Source organism: Streptomyces sp. NPDC048504 (genome assembly GCF_043200035.1).
Taxonomy (GTDB): Bacteria; Actinomycetota; Actinomycetes; order Streptomycetales; family Streptomycetaceae; genus Streptomyces.
In genome coordinates this window covers 212,269-230,424 of the sequence record NZ_JBICXA010000009.1, presented here as the reverse complement: position 1 = coordinate 230,424, position 18,156 = coordinate 212,269, and the positions used below count along the sequence as shown (strand labels likewise).

At 70.7% G+C, this 18,156-nt stretch carries 16 protein-coding genes; 7 read left to right on the top strand and 9 right to left on the bottom strand.

Features of this window, described 5'->3' with window-relative positions:
* Nucleotides 1-77: 77 nt before the first annotated feature.
* The 3 genes from ACGFY9_RS23715 to ACGFY9_RS23705 form a co-directional block, all read right to left on the bottom strand.
* Entirely contained in the window at nucleotides 78-2,003 is a 1,926-nt protein-coding gene (locus ACGFY9_RS23715) for an FAD/NAD(P)-binding protein (RefSeq protein WP_393757091.1), read from the bottom strand.
* An 89-nt stretch (nucleotides 2,004-2,092) separates the two neighbouring features.
* Nucleotides 2,093-3,721 (bottom strand): alkaline phosphatase D family protein, encoded by a 1,629-nt coding sequence (locus ACGFY9_RS23710; RefSeq protein ID WP_393757089.1) that lies wholly within the window; start codon nucleotides 3,719-3,721, stop codon nucleotides 2,093-2,095.
* Nucleotides 3,722-3,848: 127 nt separating this feature from the next.
* The gene (locus ACGFY9_RS23705) at nucleotides 3,849-4,496 is read right to left on the bottom strand and encodes an HNH endonuclease family protein (protein ID WP_393757087.1); all 648 of its coding nucleotides are present in this window, start codon (nucleotides 4,494-4,496) and stop codon (nucleotides 3,849-3,851) included.
* A gap of 396 nt (nucleotides 4,497-4,892) precedes the next feature.
* Here ACGFY9_RS23705 and ACGFY9_RS23700 point away from each other — a divergent pair, with 396 nt between their 5' ends.
* Both ACGFY9_RS23700 and ACGFY9_RS23695 read left to right on the top strand, forming a co-directional pair.
* Nucleotides 4,893-5,474, top strand: coding sequence for a TMEM165/GDT1 family protein (locus ACGFY9_RS23700; protein WP_393757085.1), 582 nt, complete (start codon nucleotides 4,893-4,895; stop codon nucleotides 5,472-5,474).
* 217 nt (nucleotides 5,475-5,691) lie between these two features.
* Complete coding sequence (locus ACGFY9_RS23695; RefSeq protein WP_393757083.1) at nucleotides 5,692-6,351, top strand: HAD family hydrolase; 660 nt, start codon at nucleotides 5,692-5,694, stop codon at nucleotides 6,349-6,351.
* A gap of 641 nt (nucleotides 6,352-6,992) precedes the next feature.
* Here ACGFY9_RS23695 and ACGFY9_RS23690 read toward each other — a convergent pair.
* The gene (locus ACGFY9_RS23690) at nucleotides 6,993-8,015 is read right to left on the bottom strand and encodes a peptidoglycan-binding protein (protein ID WP_393757081.1); all 1,023 of its coding nucleotides are present in this window, start codon (nucleotides 8,013-8,015) and stop codon (nucleotides 6,993-6,995) included.
* 157 nt (nucleotides 8,016-8,172) lie between these two features.
* On the opposite strand from ACGFY9_RS23690, the gene ACGFY9_RS23685 reads away from it, so the two are divergent.
* Entirely contained in the window at nucleotides 8,173-10,254 is a 2,082-nt protein-coding gene (locus tag ACGFY9_RS23685) for a DHA2 family efflux MFS transporter permease subunit (protein WP_393757079.1), read from the top strand.
* Here ACGFY9_RS23685 and ACGFY9_RS23680 read toward each other — a convergent pair.
* Both ACGFY9_RS23680 and ACGFY9_RS23675 read right to left on the bottom strand, forming a co-directional pair.
* A complete protein-coding gene (locus tag ACGFY9_RS23680; RefSeq protein ID WP_393757077.1) occupies nucleotides 10,247-10,738 on the bottom strand; it encodes a GNAT family N-acetyltransferase in 492 nt (163 codons plus the stop codon). The genes ACGFY9_RS23685 and ACGFY9_RS23680 overlap by 8 nt on opposite strands.
* Nucleotides 10,739-10,748: 10 nt before the next feature.
* Nucleotides 10,749-11,375 (bottom strand): dihydrofolate reductase family protein, encoded by a 627-nt coding sequence (locus ACGFY9_RS23675; protein ID WP_393757075.1) that lies wholly within the window; start codon nucleotides 11,373-11,375, stop codon nucleotides 10,749-10,751.
* Nucleotides 11,376-11,554: 179 nt separating this feature from the next.
* On the opposite strand from ACGFY9_RS23675, the gene ACGFY9_RS23670 reads away from it, so the two are divergent.
* Together ACGFY9_RS23670 and ACGFY9_RS23665 are read left to right on the top strand one after the other, a co-directional pair.
* Nucleotides 11,555-12,202, top strand: a complete 648-nt coding sequence (locus ACGFY9_RS23670; protein WP_393757073.1) for a hypothetical protein — start codon at nucleotides 11,555-11,557, stop codon at nucleotides 12,200-12,202.
* 5 nt (nucleotides 12,203-12,207) lie between these two features.
* Nucleotides 12,208-12,942 carry a hypothetical protein gene (locus tag ACGFY9_RS23665; protein ID WP_393757071.1) on the top strand — a complete coding sequence of 245 codons (735 nt, stop codon included), beginning with the start codon at nucleotides 12,208-12,210 and terminating at the stop codon, nucleotides 12,940-12,942.
* Between the two features lie 18 nt (nucleotides 12,943-12,960).
* Here the strand turns inward: ACGFY9_RS23665 and ACGFY9_RS23660 are convergent, their stop codons facing one another.
* Nucleotides 12,961-13,377, bottom strand: coding sequence for a DUF1992 domain-containing protein (locus tag ACGFY9_RS23660; protein WP_393757069.1), 417 nt, complete (start codon nucleotides 13,375-13,377; stop codon nucleotides 12,961-12,963).
* Nucleotides 13,378-13,459: 82 nt separating this feature from the next.
* Here ACGFY9_RS23660 and ACGFY9_RS23655 point away from each other — a divergent pair, with 82 nt between their 5' ends.
* Nucleotides 13,460-13,852, top strand: coding sequence for a hypothetical protein (locus ACGFY9_RS23655; RefSeq protein WP_019060401.1), 393 nt, complete (start codon nucleotides 13,460-13,462; stop codon nucleotides 13,850-13,852).
* 25 nt (nucleotides 13,853-13,877) lie between these two features.
* Here ACGFY9_RS23655 and ACGFY9_RS23650 read toward each other — a convergent pair whose 3' ends face one another.
* Nucleotides 13,878-14,567, bottom strand: coding sequence for an O-methyltransferase (locus tag ACGFY9_RS23650; protein WP_393757067.1), 690 nt, complete (start codon nucleotides 14,565-14,567; stop codon nucleotides 13,878-13,880).
* Between the two features lie 73 nt (nucleotides 14,568-14,640).
* A complete protein-coding gene (locus tag ACGFY9_RS23645; protein ID WP_393757065.1) occupies nucleotides 14,641-15,789 on the bottom strand; it encodes a DUF2330 domain-containing protein in 1,149 nt (382 codons plus the stop codon).
* A 274-nt stretch (nucleotides 15,790-16,063) separates the two neighbouring features.
* On the opposite strand from ACGFY9_RS23645, the gene ACGFY9_RS23640 reads away from it, so the two are divergent.
* Nucleotides 16,064-18,124, top strand: coding sequence for a bifunctional glycosyltransferase 87/phosphatase PAP2 family protein (locus ACGFY9_RS23640; protein ID WP_393757063.1), 2,061 nt, complete (start codon nucleotides 16,064-16,066; stop codon nucleotides 18,122-18,124).
* Nucleotides 18,125-18,156: the final 32 nt, after the last annotated feature.

The window sequence follows — 18,156 nt, the reverse complement described above, 5'->3', positions numbered from 1 at the left end:
TGCTCCTTCGGTCGGGCCGGTCCGGGTCGCGGACCGGTCTGGGGACGAGCCGAGTGAGCGATCAACGTTAGGTGAACCTAATCAATGCTTGCAAGTTCAACATTTGGCCACTGTTCAGCTTCCGTTTGCGGTTCCGGTTCGGTCGTCGCCGCACGTAGAGCCGCTCTCGCCACCGCGTCGGCATCCGAAAGCGTGACCGAATCCACCCCTGGACGGGCGCCCGCCGCGGTCACCCAGTGCACGCCTTCCGTGGGCACCCCGAGCGCGAACCGCCTTGCGTGGACGCCTCCTTGACGGTCGATCAGACGGTACGGACGTGCTGTTACGTCGAGTCCTCCCGTTTCGTAGCCATCCACCGTGTGCGGCCGGCACCGGCCCGTCCTCAGCAGCCGGCCGAGCAGTTCGTCGGCGGTACGGCGCAGATCCGGTTCGGGGAGCCGCGCCTCTATGAGGGTTGTCACACGCACAGCCGAGCCCGGTACCGCCGGGGAGCGTGCCACCCAGGCGCCGTCCGCCTCCCGCACCTCCAGCCGCGGCCCGAGCACCTCCACCACGCCCGCCTCCACCAACGCGGCCAGCTCCTCGATACGGCGCCGGGGCGGGCCGATGGACAGGAACGCGTTGAGCGGCGTGTACCAGCGGTCCAGGTGGTCACGGCGGGAGGCGCCGGCCAGACCGCCGTGGTCGACGACCAGCCGGAGTTCGTTGCGCAGATCGCGCAGCACGTCCAGCGCCGCCTTGAGCGGGCCGTCCACATTGCCGAGCGCCGCGTGCTCGGCGTCCTCGCGCAGGTACGACAGCAGCCAGTTCCGCCAGGCGGTGGGATGCGCGAGATCGGCTTCCGTATACGGCCGGGACAGCCGGTCCCAGCACCAGCGGTCGGCGGCTACGACCCCGAACTCGTCGAGGATCAGGGCCTCTTGGGGGTCGCGGTGCGGGACGGCGAGGAAGCGCTCGGTGAAGTCCGTCAGCTCCGGACGCCGGGAGGGCCGTAGCAGCGCCGTGTAGTAGACCGTCTCGACCTCCTTCGCCACCAACGGCCATATCTCCGTGAGGAATTCGGGCGGCTCGGCGGAGTCGGCGCGTTTACGGAAGGCGGATATCGCCTCGGGGGTGAGGACGAGGGGGGTGTGGCGGCCGTAGGGGCCCTTCGCGTTGTCGCCGCGGGCCTGGTACGGGATGCCCCGGCGTGAACCGGCGTACAGGCGGGGCTCGTTGCCGGAGGGGACGTAGCGCAGACCGCCGGTCTCCGTGCGGACGAAACGGCCGCCTCTGCCCGTCGTCAACAGGGCTGTGTGGTCGAAGAAGTTGAGGCCGAGGCCGCGCAACAGGACTGGTTCGCCGGGCCGTACGACGGACAGGTTCACGTCGGCCGGGTTGGCGGGCGGGATGTGGCACAGGCCGTGGCGCACGGCGTAGGAGGAGAGGCGGCGGTGGGTGGTGTCCGGGGTCGTCGGGAGGTGGCCCTGGGCCAGGACCACGGCCGAAAGGGCGGACAGGGTACGGCCGTTGTCCAGGGTGAGGGCCTGGTGGCCGTCCGTCGTGTCGTCGAGGCGTACCGCGCGTGCCCTGTGTGTCGCGACCTGGACGGACTCGGGGGCCTCGCGGACGGTGTGGGCGAACACCCACTCCAGATAGCGGCCGTAGTGGGCGCGGGTGGGGTAGTCGTCCGGGCCCAGTTCGGCGGGTGCCCATTCGTGCAGGCTCGGGCCGGGGCGGATCGGGCCCGAGCAGTCGACGCTGGCGTCGGTGAAGAGGGTCACCTGGGAGGCCACGGTGTTCATCAGCAGCTCGGGGGACTGCGTGGAGCGCCACACGCGGCCGGGGCCCGGGGGCGCCGGGTCGACGACGTGGACGGTGAGCCGGGTGCCGGGCGGGAGGAGGTCCGGCGCGGAGGCGCAGAGGCGTTCCAGGACGCTGGTGCCGCGCGGACCGGCGCCGACCACGGCGACCGAGACGGAGGCCGGGGCCGGTTCGCCGTCGGACGCGTTCACTGCAGACAAAGGGGTGACTCCCGGGCGTGTGGGGGCGCAATGGAGCAGACCGCCCACGGGGAAAGCGGACGGCCCGCTTCATCATGCCCCGACCGAGGTCACGAGGGTGTCAGCGGGGACTCCTCCACGGTCTTCAGCGCCCCGTCCGCCCGCGCCTGCTCCAGCCGCAGCCGGGCCGAACGGCCGTGCAGGGTCAGGGTCATGAGCTGGTTGCCGAACCAAGGGCCGCCCGTCTTGCGCCACTTGACCGACTGGTGCGCGCAACGGCCGTGCCGGGCGAGGCGGCGGCCCAGGCCGCGCGCGACCGCGCTCCAGCCGAAGCGGAAGCCGACGCGTATGTAGGGAGGGATGGAGTTGTGGACGGGGGAGCAGGTGAGCTGGAGGACGCGGGAACTCGGGCTGTCTGTCCCCCACTTGGGCTCCGCGACGTACGCGTGGTGTACGTCTCCCGACAGTACGAGCACCGACGCCGGCGCCTCGTCTCCCGAGCCCACCTCGGCGATCAGGCCGGCCAGTTGCTCGAAGGACTCCGGGAACGCCGCCCAGTGTTCCAGGTCGGCCGCGCGGCGCAGTTTCTCGCCGAAGTCGGCCCAGCGGGCGCCCCGTTCGCCCCGGCACAGGGCCGCGTCCCAGGACTCGGCGTCGTGGATGAGGTGGGGCAGCAGCCAGGGCAGCGAGGTGCCGATGAGGAGGTGGTCGTAGGAACCGGGGTCCTTCAGCGCCTCGGTGCGCAGCCAGTCGGCCTCGCCGGGGTCGAGCATCGCGCGGTTCTGCTCGTCGAGGACGCGGGCCGCCCTGCTGTCGACCATCAGCAGCCGGACGCGGCCGAAGTCGCGCCGGTAGCTCCAGCGGACGGTGGCCGGGTCGGCGTCGGCGCGGCAGGCGAAGGCGCGGAGTTCGTCGGTGCCGTCGGGGGTGTCCCGGACCGCCAAGTAGAGGGGATCTGCGGCGAGTTCGGCAGGGGAGAGGTTCCCCAGGTGCTGATGGACCCAGTACGACATCAGCCCGCTCAGCAGTCGCTCGCGCCACCACGGGGTGGCCCGCATGTCCGCCAGCCAGGCGGCGCTGGTGTTCCAGTCGTCGATGACGTCGTGGTCGTCGAAGATCATGCAAGTCGGCACGGTGGAGAGCAGCCAGCGGATCTCCGGGTCGAGCCAGGACTCGTAGTAGAGGCGCGTGTACTCCTCGTAGTCCGCGACCTCGCTGCCCGGCGGCTCGCTCAGGTCGCGGCGCGCGGAGAGCCAGCGGCGGGTCGCGTCGGAGACCTCGTCGGCGTAGACCTGGTCGCCCAACAGGAGGAGTACGTCCGGGCGTTCGGTCTTCGGGTCGCCGGCGATGCGCGAGGCCAGGGTGTCCAGGGCGTCCGGGCCCACCGGGTCGTGGGTGTCGGCGGCCGGTGCGGCCCAGCGACAGGAGCCGAACGCGACGCGGACCGTACCGTCGGCGTCCGGGGTGTGGATCACGGACGGCGGGAAGGGCGAGTCGGGCAGCGGCCACACGCGCGTGCCGTCCAGGAACACGCCGTACGGCGTCGAAGTCCCCGGCGTGAGGCCCTCCACCGGCACCAACGCGTAGTGGTGGCCCGCCACTTGGAAGGTCCGGGCGGTGCCCCGGGCGCCGTCCGCGCAGCGCACCTCGGCGGTGCACGGACGGCTCGCCTCGACCCAGATGGTCGCGGACGAGCCGTCGGCGTAGCGAAGCAGTGGTCCAAGGCGCAGTCCGGCCACGGTAGATCACCCGCCCCTTGTCTGGTCGGGCTCGCCTCCGGGGCGCGCCCTCCTCCGTCGCCCCGTACGGTACGGAACGACGGAGGTCAGCGACTAGGTTCCGCGGATCACCACTTGGTTGCGGGGCTCAGCAGCCGCTGAGGACCGAGGTGAGCTTGGCCTTCTCGGCGGTGTCGACCGAGAGGTCGTAGTAGTACTTCACCTGGACCCAGGCACGCACGTAGGTGCAGGCGTACGAGGTGAGCGAGGGCATCCACTCGGCCGGGTCCTTGTCGCCCTTGGACTGGTTGACGTTGTCGGTGACCGCGAGGAGCTGCGGGCGGGTCACGTCGTTGGCGAAGGACTCGCGCTGGGCGGTGGTCCAGTTGCGGGCACCGGAGTCCCAGGCCTCGGCCAGCGGGACGAGGTGGTCGATGTCGACGTCGGAGGCGGCGGTCCAGGTGGCACCGTCGTAGGGGGAGTACCAGCTGCCGCTGGTGGCGACGCAGGCGGAGGTGGTGACGACGTTCGTACCGTCGCGCTTGAGGATCCACTCACGGGTGTTGCAGGTACCGCTGATGGTGTCCCAGGTCGGGAACAGGTCACGCGCGTAGCCGGTCCTGACCTCGGTCGCCACGGTGAGCGAGGCGAGGTAGGTGCGGGCGGTGGCGGCGCTGACCGGGGTGGGGAGGGCGGCGGAGGCGGTTGGGCCGTTGAAAAGTCCGGCGAAGGCTATGAGTCCGGTAAGTGCCGCGAGTATGCTGAGCCGTCGTCGACGCGCGTAGAACTTCGGCATGCGAACTCCCTTGTGGTGTGGGGGTGTTGGAGTGCGAGCGGGGAAATGCTCGCGGTGCCGTGTTGCGGGGAGGTGTGCGTCCGGTAAGAAGCTAGTGACGTGTTCATGACACAACAAGGGGCGCGACGAGACTTTCCTCACGGCTGGGCAGAGCCGGTCCTCGCGTACAGTGGACGGCGCAGAAGGGGAGTAGCTCTTCGCCGGACCGTCGACATACTGCTCAGCTCGTCTGAGCCGGCGCCCGGAGGCAGGTTCATCTCGCAGGTGGGATGGGTCGGCCAGCGAGACCTTCGGTAAAGCAGTGCACTAGTCGTTTTTCGTGTGCGCTGCCGTGCCGAGGTGTCCGCGGACAGCAATCACACTCTCGGTGGGGCAGCCCCGACCGATTGAGGAATCTTGATCAGCATCAGTGTGACGGCGCTCGTCTTCGGCGTCGTCTTTCTCGCCGAACTCCCCGACAAGACCGCGCTCGCCGGACTCGTCCTCGGCACCCGTTACCGCGCCTCGTACGTCTTCGCCGGCGTGGCCGCGGCGTTCCTGCTCCATGTCGTGCTCGCGGTGGCGGCGGGCAGCGTACTGACGCTGCTGCCGCAGCAGTTGGTGGCCGCGGTGACCGGTGTGCTCTTCCTGGGTGGGGCCGCGGTGCTCCTCTTCAAGAAGGGCGACGACGAGGAGGAGGTCCGCGCGCCGAAGGACCAGTCCTTCTGGAAGGTGTCCGGTGCCGGTTTCATGCTCATCCTGGTCGCCGAGTTCGGTGACCTGACCCAGATCATGACGGCCAACCTCGCGGCCCGTTACGACGATCCGTTCTCCGTCGGGCTCGGTGCGGTGCTGGCGTTGTGGGCGGTGGCCGGGCTGGGCATCGTGGGCGGGAAGGCGCTGATGAAGCGGGTGCCGCTGAAGTTGATCACGCAGATCGCGGCGGTGCTGATGCTGGCGCTGGGGGCGTGGAGTCTGTGGGAGGCCGTCGCCGGGTGACGGGGGCTTTGGCTCGGGTGAGGGGGGCTTTGGTCCGGCGTGGTGAGCTGAACGGTGGGTGAACTGTTCCGGGGGGTGGTGGCGCGATGCCGGTCTTGTTTTGTACCGTAGAGAAACAAAGTGGTTCCCGTCCGTTTTCCCTGACCGGCGGACGGGGCCACCTTGTCCCTCCGGGGGTTGACCCGCGTATTTCTCTCCCGTTCCTTGGAGCCTGCCGATGACGGCCACCACCGTGTTCACCGCCCGCGCCCTTCTGCTGGACATGGACGGCACCCTCGTCGACTCGCACGCCGTCGTCGAGCGGATCTGGCGGCGCTGGTCCGACCGGCACGGGCTGAACGCCGACGAGGTCATGAAGGTCGTGCACGGGCGGCAGGGGTACGCGTCGATGGCGCTGCTGCTGCCCGGCCGGCCCATGGAGCAGAACTACGCCGAGAACGCCCGCATGCTGGCCGAGGAGACCGCCGACGTCGAGGGCGTCGTGCCGATTCCGGGTGCGCGGGAGTTTCTGGCGTCCTTGCGGGGGCTTCCGCACGCGCTCGTCACGTCGGCGGACGTTGCGTTGTCCACGGCGCGGATGGGTGCGGCGGGGCTGGAGTTGCCGGAGGTTCGGATCACCGCGGAGTCCGTCGGGGCGAGCAAGCCCGATCCGGAGGGCTTTCTGAAGGGTGCGGCCGAGCTGGGCGTCGCGCCTGCGGACTGCATCGTCTTCGAGGACTCCGGGGCTGGTATCGCCGCGGGGCGCTCCGCGGGGATGCGGGTGGTGGGGGTTGGGCCGCAGGCCGGGTTCCATCGGGCGGATGTGGTGGTGCGGGATTTGCGTGAGGTGCGGGTTGAGGATGCGGGGGGCGGGGAGATTCGGCTGCACGTGGGGTAGGGGGTGCGGTGCGGGTTGGGGGTGAGACCAGTGGGGCGGGGTTGGTGTCTGCGGCGGGCTGAGTAGCGCGTCGGTTGTGCCTCCTTGGGTTGTTTTGCGGGTGCTGCGCCGTGGGGGCTGGTCGCGCCCACGCGGCGGAGCCGCAAATCGAAACAGCCCCGCGCCCCTTTGGGGTGCTGCCCCTCGGGGTGTTGGACTGCGGGCGTGGGCTGTTGCGGTGGCGGCCAGCCGGTGCCTAGCTAGGGCCTGTCCGGCGGATCCTGTCGCAGACGCGGGGCCTGGCACGCCCTCCCCCACTGCCTTAAAGGCGTGGTGGGACCCCCAGCGGCGTTGTCGTCGGTTGTCGACGCTCTGCGTCGACGCCCTCCTCCGCCTTGCAGCTGCACGCGCCAGGCCCCGCTCACCGGCGCTGATGAGGCCTGCCTATTGCCCGCGACCTGATCCGCCGGACAGGCCCTAGCGGCGTGCCGGGCCGGACGCCCTTCAGCCTCGGCGACTCTCGCACCCGCAGTCTTCAGCTGCGGCGCTTTCCGCACCCCTGGCAGCCTTCAGTTCCGCCCACCCGCAACCCCGGCGCCCTCCGCCAACCCCGGCGCTCTCCGCAGCCCCGGCGCCTCTAAAGCCCCCCAGCCACCGCAGCCTCACGGCTCGGTCGTCTCCGACTCCAGCCGCGCCCGCGTAGCCGCCCCGTACACCCCCAGCGTGTCGGACGTGATGCCGCGGGCCACCTGGTAGGTGCGTACCGATGTCTGGACCTGCTTGTCGAAGATGCCGTTGTCGGGGCCGGTGTAGAGCCTCAACTGGGTCAGGCGGAGCTGGAGTTCGGTTACCTCGGGGCCTTCGTCGCCGCGTTGGAGGACCGGGTTGGGGGTGGTGCTGCTCTGGCGGTCCGTGGCGGACGTGGATGTGGACGTGGTGGGGGTTGGGGTTTTGCTGGGGTTCACGGAGCTGGACGTCGTAGCGGACGGGGTTGATGACGCCGTCGGGGACGGGGTCTCGCTGAGTGACGGGGTCGGGGACGCCGACGTCGGCTGTGCGGACGTGGAGCCGCTTGTGGACGGTGTTGCGGATCCCGCGCTCTTCGATGCCGTCGGGACGCTTGCTCGTACGCCCTGGGGGGCCGCCTCGTCCCGCGACGGGGGCTCGTACGAGAACATGCCGCTCGCGAAACCCGCCACCGCGGCCACCGCCACGACGGCTCCCGTGACGGCGAGGAGGACGGTGCGGCGGTTGCGGTGGCGGGGGGAGGTGTCGTCGTCCGTGGGGTGTTCCCGGGTGTCCCCGTTCCCCTTGCCGCTCCCGCCGTCCGCGAACAGGCTCAGGTCCGTCGGGGTCGGGAGGACCGATGTCTCGTGATTCTGATAAGCCGGTGCGGGCGTCACCGCTCGCAGCGGCATCGTCTCCTCGACCGCCGGCAGCCGCTGGGTCTCACCCTCGGGAGCCGTCGGTGGCACCGGTGCGGGTGTCTGTTCCTGCGGGTTGCCGTCCAGTTCCACATACGGTCTGATCCGCAGCGGGTCGAAGTCCTCCGCCGCTGCCGCCTCCGCCGTGCGCGCGTCGCGCAGCGCGTCGGACGCCCGTTGGGTGCAGGCGCAGGACGGGGAGCCGTCGGCTGCCCGGGGTGCCCCGCACTGCGGGCATATGTGGCCCTTCGCCTCGTTCACGTGTTCGTCCCTCCCCGTCGAACTCCAGAGGTTATGCGGATCTCCTTCACGCCGTCTCCTCCGACCCCCGGAATGCGAGCTTCCACTCGGACTCAACAGGCCGTAACGGGCCATACCGATCACCATGGATGTGTAACGAGAGCCTCGGGAGGTCTTCATGGCCGGCGATGCGCACGGTATGACGGGGAATGTGCAGGACGCGCAGCCACCGGAGAGGCCCCCGCGGCGGGGCGGTTCCGCCCAGGAACACGTGTCGGGCAACGTCCTCGTCTCGATCGGGGCGCTGCTCCTCGGGCTGCTGCTCGCCGCCCTCGACCAGACCATCGTGTCGACCGCGCTGCCGACGATCGTCAGCGATCTCGGCGGGCTGGAACATCTGTCGTGGGTGGTCACCGCGTATCTGCTCGCGTCGACCGCCGCGACTCCGCTCTGGGGCAAGCTGGGCGACCAGTACGGCCGGAAAAGGCTGTTCCAGATCGCGATCGTGATCTTCCTCGTCGGCTCCGCGCTCTGTGGTGCCGCACAGAACATGCCTCAGCTGATCGGGTTCCGGGCGTTGCAGGGGCTCGGCGGCGGCGGGCTGATCGTGCTGTCGATGGCGATCGTCGGTGACGTCGTCTCACCGCGCGAACGCGGGCGCTACCAGGGGCTGTTCGGCGCCGTCTTCGGCGCGACGAGTGTCCTCGGGCCGCTGCTCGGCGGGCTGTTCACCGAGCATCTGAGCTGGCGCTGGGTCTTCTACATCAACCTCCCCGTCGGTGTCGTCGCCCTCGCCGTCATCGCGACCGCCCTGCACATCCCGCGCAGGTCGACCCGGCACGTCATCGACTACCTCGGCACCTTCCTCATCGCCGCGGTCGCGACCTGCCTGGTCCTCGTCGCCTCGCTCGGCGGCACGACCTGGGGCTGGGGCTCGCCGCAGATCATCGGGCTCGCGGTGCTGGGTGTGGTGCTGATCGGGGCGTTCGTCGCCGTGGAGCGCCGGGCCGCCGAACCGGTCCTCCCGCTCAAGCTGTTCCGCGTCCGCACCTTCACCCTCGCCGCCGTCATCAGCTTCATCGTCGGCTTCGCGATGTTCGGCGCGATGACCTATCTGCCGACCTTCCTCCAGGTCGTGCAGGGCATCACCCCGACCATGTCCGGCGTCCACATGCTGCCGATGGTGTTCGGCATGCTGATCTCGTCCACCGCCTCCGGCCAGATCGTCAGCCGCACCGGCCGCTGGAAGGTGTTCCCCATCGCGGGCACCGGCATCACCGCCCTCGGCCTGCTGCTGCTCCACCAACTCGACGAGGGCAGTTCCACCGCCGAGATGAGCGCGTACTTCTTCGTCTTCGGGCTCGGACTCGGCCTGGTCATGCAGGTGTTGGTGCTGATCGTGCAGAACGCCGTCTCGTACGAGGATCTCGGCGTCGCCACCTCCGGCGCGACCTTCTTCCGGTCCATCGGGGCCTCGTTCGGCGTCGCCATCTTCGGCACGGTCTTCGCGAGCCGGCTGGGCGACAAGCTCACGGATGCTCTCCGGGGCACCTCGCTGCCGCCGGGCGTCACCCCGGACGGCCTGGAGTCGGACCCGCGCGGAATCTCCCGACTGCCGTCCGCCGTACGGCCGGAGGCCCTGCACGCCTACGCCTCGTCCATCACCGACGTCTTCCTCTACGCCGCTCCCGTCGCCCTCGTCGGCTTCGTCCTGGCGTGGTTCCTCAAGGAGGACAAGCTGCGCGGCTCGGTCACGGCCCCCGACGTCACCGAGACCCTCGCCAGCAACCCCGTCCAACGGTCCTCCTACGACGAGGTCTGCCGTGCGCTGTCCGTGCTCGGCACGCGGGAGGGGCGCCGCGAGATCTACAGGACGATCACTGCGAAAGCGGGCTACGACCTTCAGCCGGCGGCGAGTTGGCTGCTCCTGCGCATCAAACGGTACGGCTGGGCGGAACCCGGAGTGCTGGCCGAGCGCAGCACCGTGCCGCTGCCCGTCATCCTCGCCGCCGTCCGCCAGGTCGAGGAGCGCCGGCTGGCCGTACGCGAGGGCCTCGACCTCCAACTGACCGACCAGGGAAGGGAGGTGGCCGAGAAGCTGTCCCAGGCCCGCGAGGAGTCCCTCGCGGAGGCCCTGGGTGACTGGTGGGGGCCGGACCGGCCCACCGACCTGATCCAGCTGGTGAAGGAACTGAACGGCGAGTTGTGCGGGTCGGACAGCGAGCAGCCGCACAACGGGGCGGCCAAGACGCTCAGTTGAGGTTCTTGCGGAACCAGTGCTCCGCGTACGGGTCGTCGTTGTGGCGCTCGGTCTCCTCGTAGCCGAGCCGCGCGTACAGGGCGCGGGCCTCCACCAGGTCGTTCCGGGTGTCGAGGATCATCACCTTGGCGCCCAGCTCGCGGGCGGCGTCCTCGGCGGCCGTGACGAGCCTCGGGGCGCCGCCCCGGCCGCGCATCCCCTCGTGGACGAAGACCCTCGTCAGCTCGGCGGTCGTAGCGTCGAGGAGCCGTACGCCCGCCGACCCGGCCGGCGCACCCTCGTACCACCCCACCAGCAACTGGCCGCCGGGCGGGGCGAGTTCGGCGCCGGTGCGGGCGGCGATCTCGCGTTCCAGTTCGGCGGGGTCCGTGCGGTGGTTCTCGTGCAGCAGGTACCAGCGGTCGCTGACCTCGGTGTAGTACGCCCGCCAGAGTGCGGCGGCGACGGGGGAGTCGTAGGGCTCCGGGGCGATCGTCCAGGTCATGCGGACATTGTCAGGACCCGGTGGGGATGCGGCGCAACCGAATATGGGTCACCTCAGGGGAGTCCAGGACCTGCGTCTTCCGCCACTCGATGTGCGCGTCGCCCACGTTGTCGAACAGACGGCGCCCGCCGCACGCGAGGACCGGTACGACGTGCAGGAGGAGTTCGTCCAACCACCCGGCGCGGATGAACTGCTGGACCAGATCGGCCCCGCCGGCCAGGGAGACGTCCTTGTCGCCGGCCGCCTCGCGGGCCAGCTCCAGCGCGCGGCCGGGGCCTTCGGTGACGAAGTGGTAGGCCGTGCCGCCCTTCTTCACCACCGACGCGCGAGGCTGGTGCGTGACGACGAACACCGGTGCGTGGAAAGGCGGTTCGTCACCCCACGGGACCTCCCCGCTGACGAACATCCCGTGCCCCATGACCACCGGCCCCAGCCGCTCGACCCACGCGGCGAGCAGTTCGTCGTCCGGACCGCCCGCCCCGCCCGTCATCCCCTGCATTCGCCGGAAGCTCCGCAGCCCGAACACCCACGCGTGCAGCCGCTCCCCGCCGATGCCCAGCGGATGCTCCGGCCCCGACTCCGGGCCCGCGATGTACCCGTCCAGCGACATGGCCAGCCGTGCGATGACCTCACCCATGACAACAACCTCCTCGATCGGTTCTTGCCCGTACGTCGAACGGGGCGAGGCGGAATCGACACACCGGCACCATGAATTCCGCCGAGTGTGGCCGTCGTTTGAAGGGGGCCTTTGAGGCAACCCGGTAGAGGAACCGACCGGCTACGAGAGCAGGTTGGCCAAGAACCCGGAAGGCACTCATGTCCACAGGCGTGATCATCGTTTTGATCGTGATCGTGGTCGGCGTGGTCGCTGCCGCGGCCGCCCTGGCGCTGCGTGCCCGAGGCGCGACCGGCGGCTCGGGCCTGAAGCGCCGCTTCGGGCCGGAGTACGACCGGACCGTGGCCCGGCACGACGGCGACGCGAAGGCCGCCGAGCAGGAGCTCGGCGCGCGCGTCCAGGAGCACGGTTCGCTGCAGGAGCGGCCGCTGGAGTCCGCGGCCCGTGAGCAGTACCAGGCCCGTTGGGCCGCCGCCCAGGAGCTCTTCGTCGACTCGCCCCGCCAGGCCCTCTCCGACGTCGACCAGCTGCTCGGCGAGGTCGCCGGAGCCCGGGGCTTCCCCGACGTCCACGAGTACGACAAGCAGTTCGACGCGCTGTCCGTGCACCACGCGGACCACGTCCACGGTTACCGGCGCGTGCACCGCGTCGTGACCGCGCGGACGAACGGCGCACCGGAGAGCCAGGCCGGCACCGAGGAGATGCGCGAGGCCATGCTCGAAGCCCGCGCCTTCTTCGACGACCTGGTGAGCGACGACAGCCGTGGCAGTCGTAACGGCAACGGGCACGGGCGCGGCGGCCGCCACTCGATCGGATCATTCAACAAGCAGGCACTGAAGGGGAGTTGAGCTTAATGTCCGACGCGATACGGCCGACCGGCGACAACACGGACGCGAACGCGAGCACGAACGCGGAGCGGGCCGACCGCAAGGAGACCGAGAAGACCGTTGAGCAGCGTGACGCCGAGAGGGCGTCGCGTGACGCCGGGTCCGGCACCGAGCCGTTCGGCAGCACGACCGCCGACGACAGGTCGACACCGCGTGGGTCCGAGAAGGCGACACCGCTCGGGTCGTCCGACAGGACGCCGACCGCATCGACACCGACGACGACATCGACGACCTCGTCGCGCGAAGCCGACCGGGCGATCCCGAGCCCGCGCACCGGCGACACGGCCGGCACCGAGCGCTCCTCCGAGCGCACAGGCCGCACCGAGCAGTCGTCCCGCCCCGTCCACGCCCCCGAGCCCGCACCCGCCGTCGCGACCGGTGCCGCCTCCGGCGACGGACGGCGTGTCCCGCAGGACGCCGGGAACGGGAGCCTGCTGCCGCACGACGAGAGCGACAAGTTCAGCCTGCGGCTGCAGCACGCGGTCACCGGGTTCGTCGACGAGCCCCGGTCCGCCGTGGAGGAGGCCGACCACGTGCTGGAAGAGGTCGCCGCCCGCTTCACGGAGGCCGTCACCAAGCGCCGCGCCACCCTGCACGGCTCCTGGGAGTCCAAGGACGCGGACGGCTCGGAGGACACCGAGCAACTCCGCCTGGCCCTGCGGGACTACCGCGAACTGACGGAGCGCCTCCTCCACATGTGACCGGCGGAGACCGCCAGTTCAGCCTTGTCCGTCAACCGCCCGGCGCTCCCGCCACTCCCGCGCGACCTCTTCGACGTCGTACGGCTTCATTCCCAGCGGGGGGCCGGGCGGCGGCTTGAACATCATCTCGCGGATCTTCACGTTGACTTCGGTGATGATCTGCCGTGCGATCCGCTCCGAAGGGGCCGAGTACGCCGCAGCGAGGGCGTCCTCGGCCTCTTTGCGCAGGGCCAGCGTCGGCGGCAGCACGGAGATGCCCTCGCGGGCCATCTTCTGCTTGATCCACCACAGTTCGTCGTACGTCGTGTCGGCGCCGGACGGCAACGGCTTCCCCGCGCCCGGGAGTCGGGCGAACTCTCCGGCCTGCTCGGCATCCCGGATCTGCTTGTCGACCCAGGACTCGAAGGACACACCCGGTGGCTTTCGCTCGGTCATGACTTCATTGTGCCGGACGCGATGGCGCCGGGCGATTTATCATGCGCCCGCTGCTGTAAGGACACTTCATAGGGGAGCGCACGTGCTCGAACTCACCATGGCCTCGGTCTCCGGGACGGACGAGGGCGCCACGGCCGGCATGCTGATGGCCGACGCGCCCAGTGACCCGGGCGCGGTGCTGCGGGTGGGCCGCGACGAGACGGTGTGCCGACTGGTGACACCGGACGACTGGCTGTTCATCTCGCGGGTCCATCTGGAGTTCCTGTGCGGACCCGAGGGCGTCTGGCAGGTGAGCTGGCTGCGCGGCTCCCAGCCCGACCCGTCCTCCGAAGTACGCCTGATCGTCGGCGAGTACGCCCAGACCGTCGGCTACGGCGGCAGCGTGCCGTTGCCGCGCGGCGGGAGCGGCGAGATCGTCATCAAGGACCGCACCGGGCCGCGCAGCGTCAACGTCGGCTTCTATCACGAGAGTTGAGGCACCCCGGGATGAGCTGGAGAAGTTAGGCCAGCACCCGTGCCAGTGCGAAACCGTCGTAGCCCTTCTTGCCCACCGTCTGGATCGCCGTACCCGACAGGCGCGCGTGCGAGCCGATCAACTCGATCGCGGTGCGCGTGCCCTGGACGTCCGGCGACGCGTTGTCCGGGTCGGCGACCCGGCCGCCGCGGACCACGTTGTCGACGATGATCAGGCTGCCGGGGCGGGTGAGCTTGAGGGCCCACTCCACGTAGTGCGGGTTGTTGGACTTGTCGGCGTCGATGAAGACCAGGTCGAAGGGGGCTGGGTTCTCGGCGGTCCCGGCGGTCTCGTCGGCGAGTACGGCCAGGGACTCCAGGGCCGGGCCCACCCGCACCTCGACGACCTTGTCGAGGCCCGCGCGGGCGAGGTTGCGGGTGGCGACCTCGGCGTGCTTCGGGCTGTACTCCAGGGAGATCAGCCGGCCGCCGGCGGGCAGCGCGCGGGCCAGCCAGATCGTGCTGTAACCGCCGAGCGTGCCGATCTCCAGGATGCGCGAGGCACCCTGGATCTGGGCCAGGAGGTGCAACAGTTTGCCCTCGGCGGCGCTCACGGCGATCTGCGGGAGTCCGGCAGCCTCGCTGTCGCGCAGGGCGGCCTCCAACACCTCGTCGTCCGGGGCGAGTTGGCCGATGAAGTAGTCGTCGACCGCGTCCCACAGCTGCGACTCGCTCATGTGCTCGTGCCTTTCGTCATGTCCAGCAGTGCGTCAAGTGAGAGGTGCCGACCACTCGTGCCGGCTCCCCGAGTCAACTATCCGGCGCGCGCGTCGGCGGCGGTGGAAACGCCGGTGGCGGCGGGATCACCGGCCGACGCGTCCGCCGGGTCCGCCGTACGGCCAGCAGGACGCCGGTCGTCGTGAGCGCGGCCAGGCCTCCGCCGATCGTCAGCAGCCACGTCGGGACGCCCGCGACCTTGCTCAGATGGTCCTCGTAGATCACCTGCTGGAATGTCGCGTCGGTGGCGGTGCGGCGCAGCAGGTGGTCGCCGGTGATGCGCGACGGGTCGGGGAACTCCTGGTTCACGGCGGTCAGGAACGGGGTGCCCTTGGCTAGGGCGGCCAGCGGGCCCGAGGTGGTGGTGACGCGGCCCGCGTAGGCGACCTGCGGCGGTGAGCCGCCGATCGTGCCGCTGGGTTCCATCCGGTGGGCGGCGAGGATGTACAGGCCGAGCGACTGCGGGGTGGGGGCCAGGCGGGAGAGGCGCATCGGGTAGACGGGGGACTCGGCGGCGAAGGTGAGGTGCAGCGGGTCGAGGGCGCCCTGGAGCGGGGTGCCGACGGTCGCGGGGGCGAGGCGGATCGCGACGTACTCCCAGCGCTGGTCGACGTACGGCTGAAGGGCCTGGTCAAGGCGGGACGGCAGGACGAACCCGTTCGTGTGCAACCAGTCGCCGAGCGCGTCCGGGTCGGTGGCCGTCAGCCGGGCCACGTCGAAGGGGCCGAGCCGCTCACGGCCGACCACGCCCACCTCGGGGGCCGTCGCGGCGCCGGGCGGGGGGCCGCCGCCGGGGCCGCCGGAGACGAGCGGCCAGTCGCCGTCCTGGGGCCAGAAGTGATGGCGGCCGCGGTGCACGGGCGCGGTGAGCGTGTCCAGCGCGTCGAAGAGCGAGGGGTCGGCGAGCGTGGCCGTCGCCCGGTGCGGCACCGGCATGATCCACGCGGCCCGCCGCGCGTCCCCGGAGACCGTGAGCCGCATCACGATCTGCTCCTGGCGCCCGTCCCAGCGCACCACGGACGCCTCGCGTCCCACCGCCACCTGTTGCGACCCGCCCGGAACCAGGGCGCCGCAGCCGCATGCCCAGGCCGGGGACACCAGCGATCCGAGCTGCAGGGCGAACAGCGCCAGGACGACGGCCGTCACACGCGCGCGTGCCCGCCCCCGCATCGCCCTCCGCATGGATCTCCGCGTCGGCCCCCGCAACGAAACGATCAGTAAACCGATCATGTCCACAAGCTATCGGGCCCTCGGGCCGGTCGGAAGCGCGCGGTTATTTGCTGTGCCCAGGCAACCCGGGGCCGACTATCGTCGTCCGGACAAAAGGGGGGCGGCCGTCAGGTGAAGAGGGGGTTGCCTGCGTCTCTCCCGCAGGGGGTGCGAACCTCATAGGGTTCCCAGAGGGAACAACCGCGCGCGTGACGCGTGGGACGAGTGGGGCGGAGGCCTACGAGGCGTGGCGAACGTGGAGCACAGCGGGCGACCGGCGGGAGCCGCGGGAGCATTCGGGTCGAGTGCCGCCCAGACGGCCAGGGCACGGCTGCGCGTGGCGCGCCTGGGGCTGTGGCTGGTCGCCGCGGTCCTCGCCGTACGGCAGGTGGCCGTGGTCCTCAGCACCCCGCAGGGGGACCGGCTGACCGACCTGGAGACCTGGGTCGGACCGAACGGCGTCCTTCATGTGAAGGGCTCGCTGTACGACTCGACGCAGTTCACCGGCACCCCCTTCGGCGGGCTCGTCCTCAAACCGCTCACCCGGGCGGCCGAACAGGCCCTCGGCTGGGGCTGGACCTTCGGCACGCTGCTGCTGGTCGTCGCGCTCGGCCTGGTCGTCTCCCGCGCCCTGCCCAAGCCCGTCACCCGCCGTGCCTCACTGCTCGCGGCGCCCGTCGCGATCAGCCTGCTCATGCTGTCGCTGCCGGTGCGCAACACGCTCTGGCTCGGCCAGACCAGCGTCATCCCGGTCCTGCTCGTGCTGCTCGGCTGCTTCACCGTGCGCGGCGAGCGGGCCGGCGGCGTGCTGATCGGCCTCGCCGCCGCGCTCCAGCCGACCGTGCTGCTGTTCGCGCCGCTGCTGTGGTTCACGGGCCGGCGCCGGGCCGCCGTCACCTCCACGCTGACGTTCGCCGCGAGCGTGGCGATCGCGTGGGCCGCGATGCCGCACGACTCGTACACCTACTGGGTGCACCACATGGCCGGCGCCGGTCTCGGCGGCGCGGCGGACGGCCTCGGCAACCAGTCGCTGCACGGCGCGCTGCTGCGCCTCGGCCTCACCGGCCCGCTGGAGATCGGCCTGTTCCTGGCCCTCGGCGCGGCCGTCACGTACCTGGGCCTGCGCCGGGCCGTGCGGTACGCGCGGGACGGGCAGCTGCTGCTCGCGGTCGCGATCACGGGCTGCGCGGCGATCGCCGTGTCGCCGACGACCTGGCAGCACCAGCTGCTGTGGGTACTGCTCGCGGTGGTCGGCCGGGTCGGCAAGCGGGCCTCGGACCGCTTCGTGTGGCCCATCGCGGTGATCCTCGTGGTCACGCTGCCCGCGAAGATGATGCTGCCGAACATGGCGGCCCTCTACTCGCTGCGTGACAACGTAGTCCTGCTCATGGCGCTCGCCGCCGCGACCGCGATCCCGTTCCTGTCCCGCACCTCCGAGTACTACCGCCGCCCGATCCCCACGGAGTACGCCGAGCCGGTCCCGACCCGCTGGAAGCACGTCCCGCTGCTCCCGTTCCTGCGCCGCGTCCTGACCCGCCCGAACCTCCTCCTCGAACTCCTCCTGATCCGCGTCACCTACGCCGCCTACCAGCAGGTCAGACTCGCGGCGACGGGCGGCACGAACGCGGGCGGCCGGGCCACGGCGGAACACCACGGCCACGAGATCCTCTCGATCGAGCGCTTCCTGCACATCGACGTCGAGCACGCGGTCAACCACTGGGTCGTGAAGGTCGACTTCCTCAAGGACTTCTTCAACTTCTACTACGAGTCCTTCCACTTCGTGGTCCCGCTCACGGTCATGGCGGTCCTCTACTGGCGCCGCCCCGTCGACTACCGCTGGGCCCGCTCGGCCCTGGGCTTCGCCACCCTGCTCGCCCTGGTCGGCTTCTGGCTCTACCCCCTGGCCCCGCCCCGCCTGCTCCCCGGCCTCGGCATCATCGACACGGTCCACGGCGTCCAGGACTTCTCCAAGCCGGACTACGGCACCCTCACCGCCCTCACCAACCAGTACGCGGCGATGCCGTCCCTGCACTTCGGCTGGTCCCTGTGGTGCGGCGTCGTCATCTTCGCCCTCGCCCCCAAGTGGTGGATGAAGGCCCTGGGCCTCCTGCACCCGTTCTTCACCGTCTCCGCGATCGTCGCGACCGGCAACCACTGGGTGCTGGACGCGGCAGGCGGCGCGGCGGTCGTCGCCGCGGGCTTCGGCCTGGCGTACGTCTTCCAGGGGCCGAGGGCGCGGTCGTTGCGGCCGAAACCCCTTGAGATCAAACCCGAGTCGGTGAGTGCTGGTGATGTGCAGCGGTTTTAAGCGGTTTTAAGTGGTTTTAAGGGGCGCGGGGA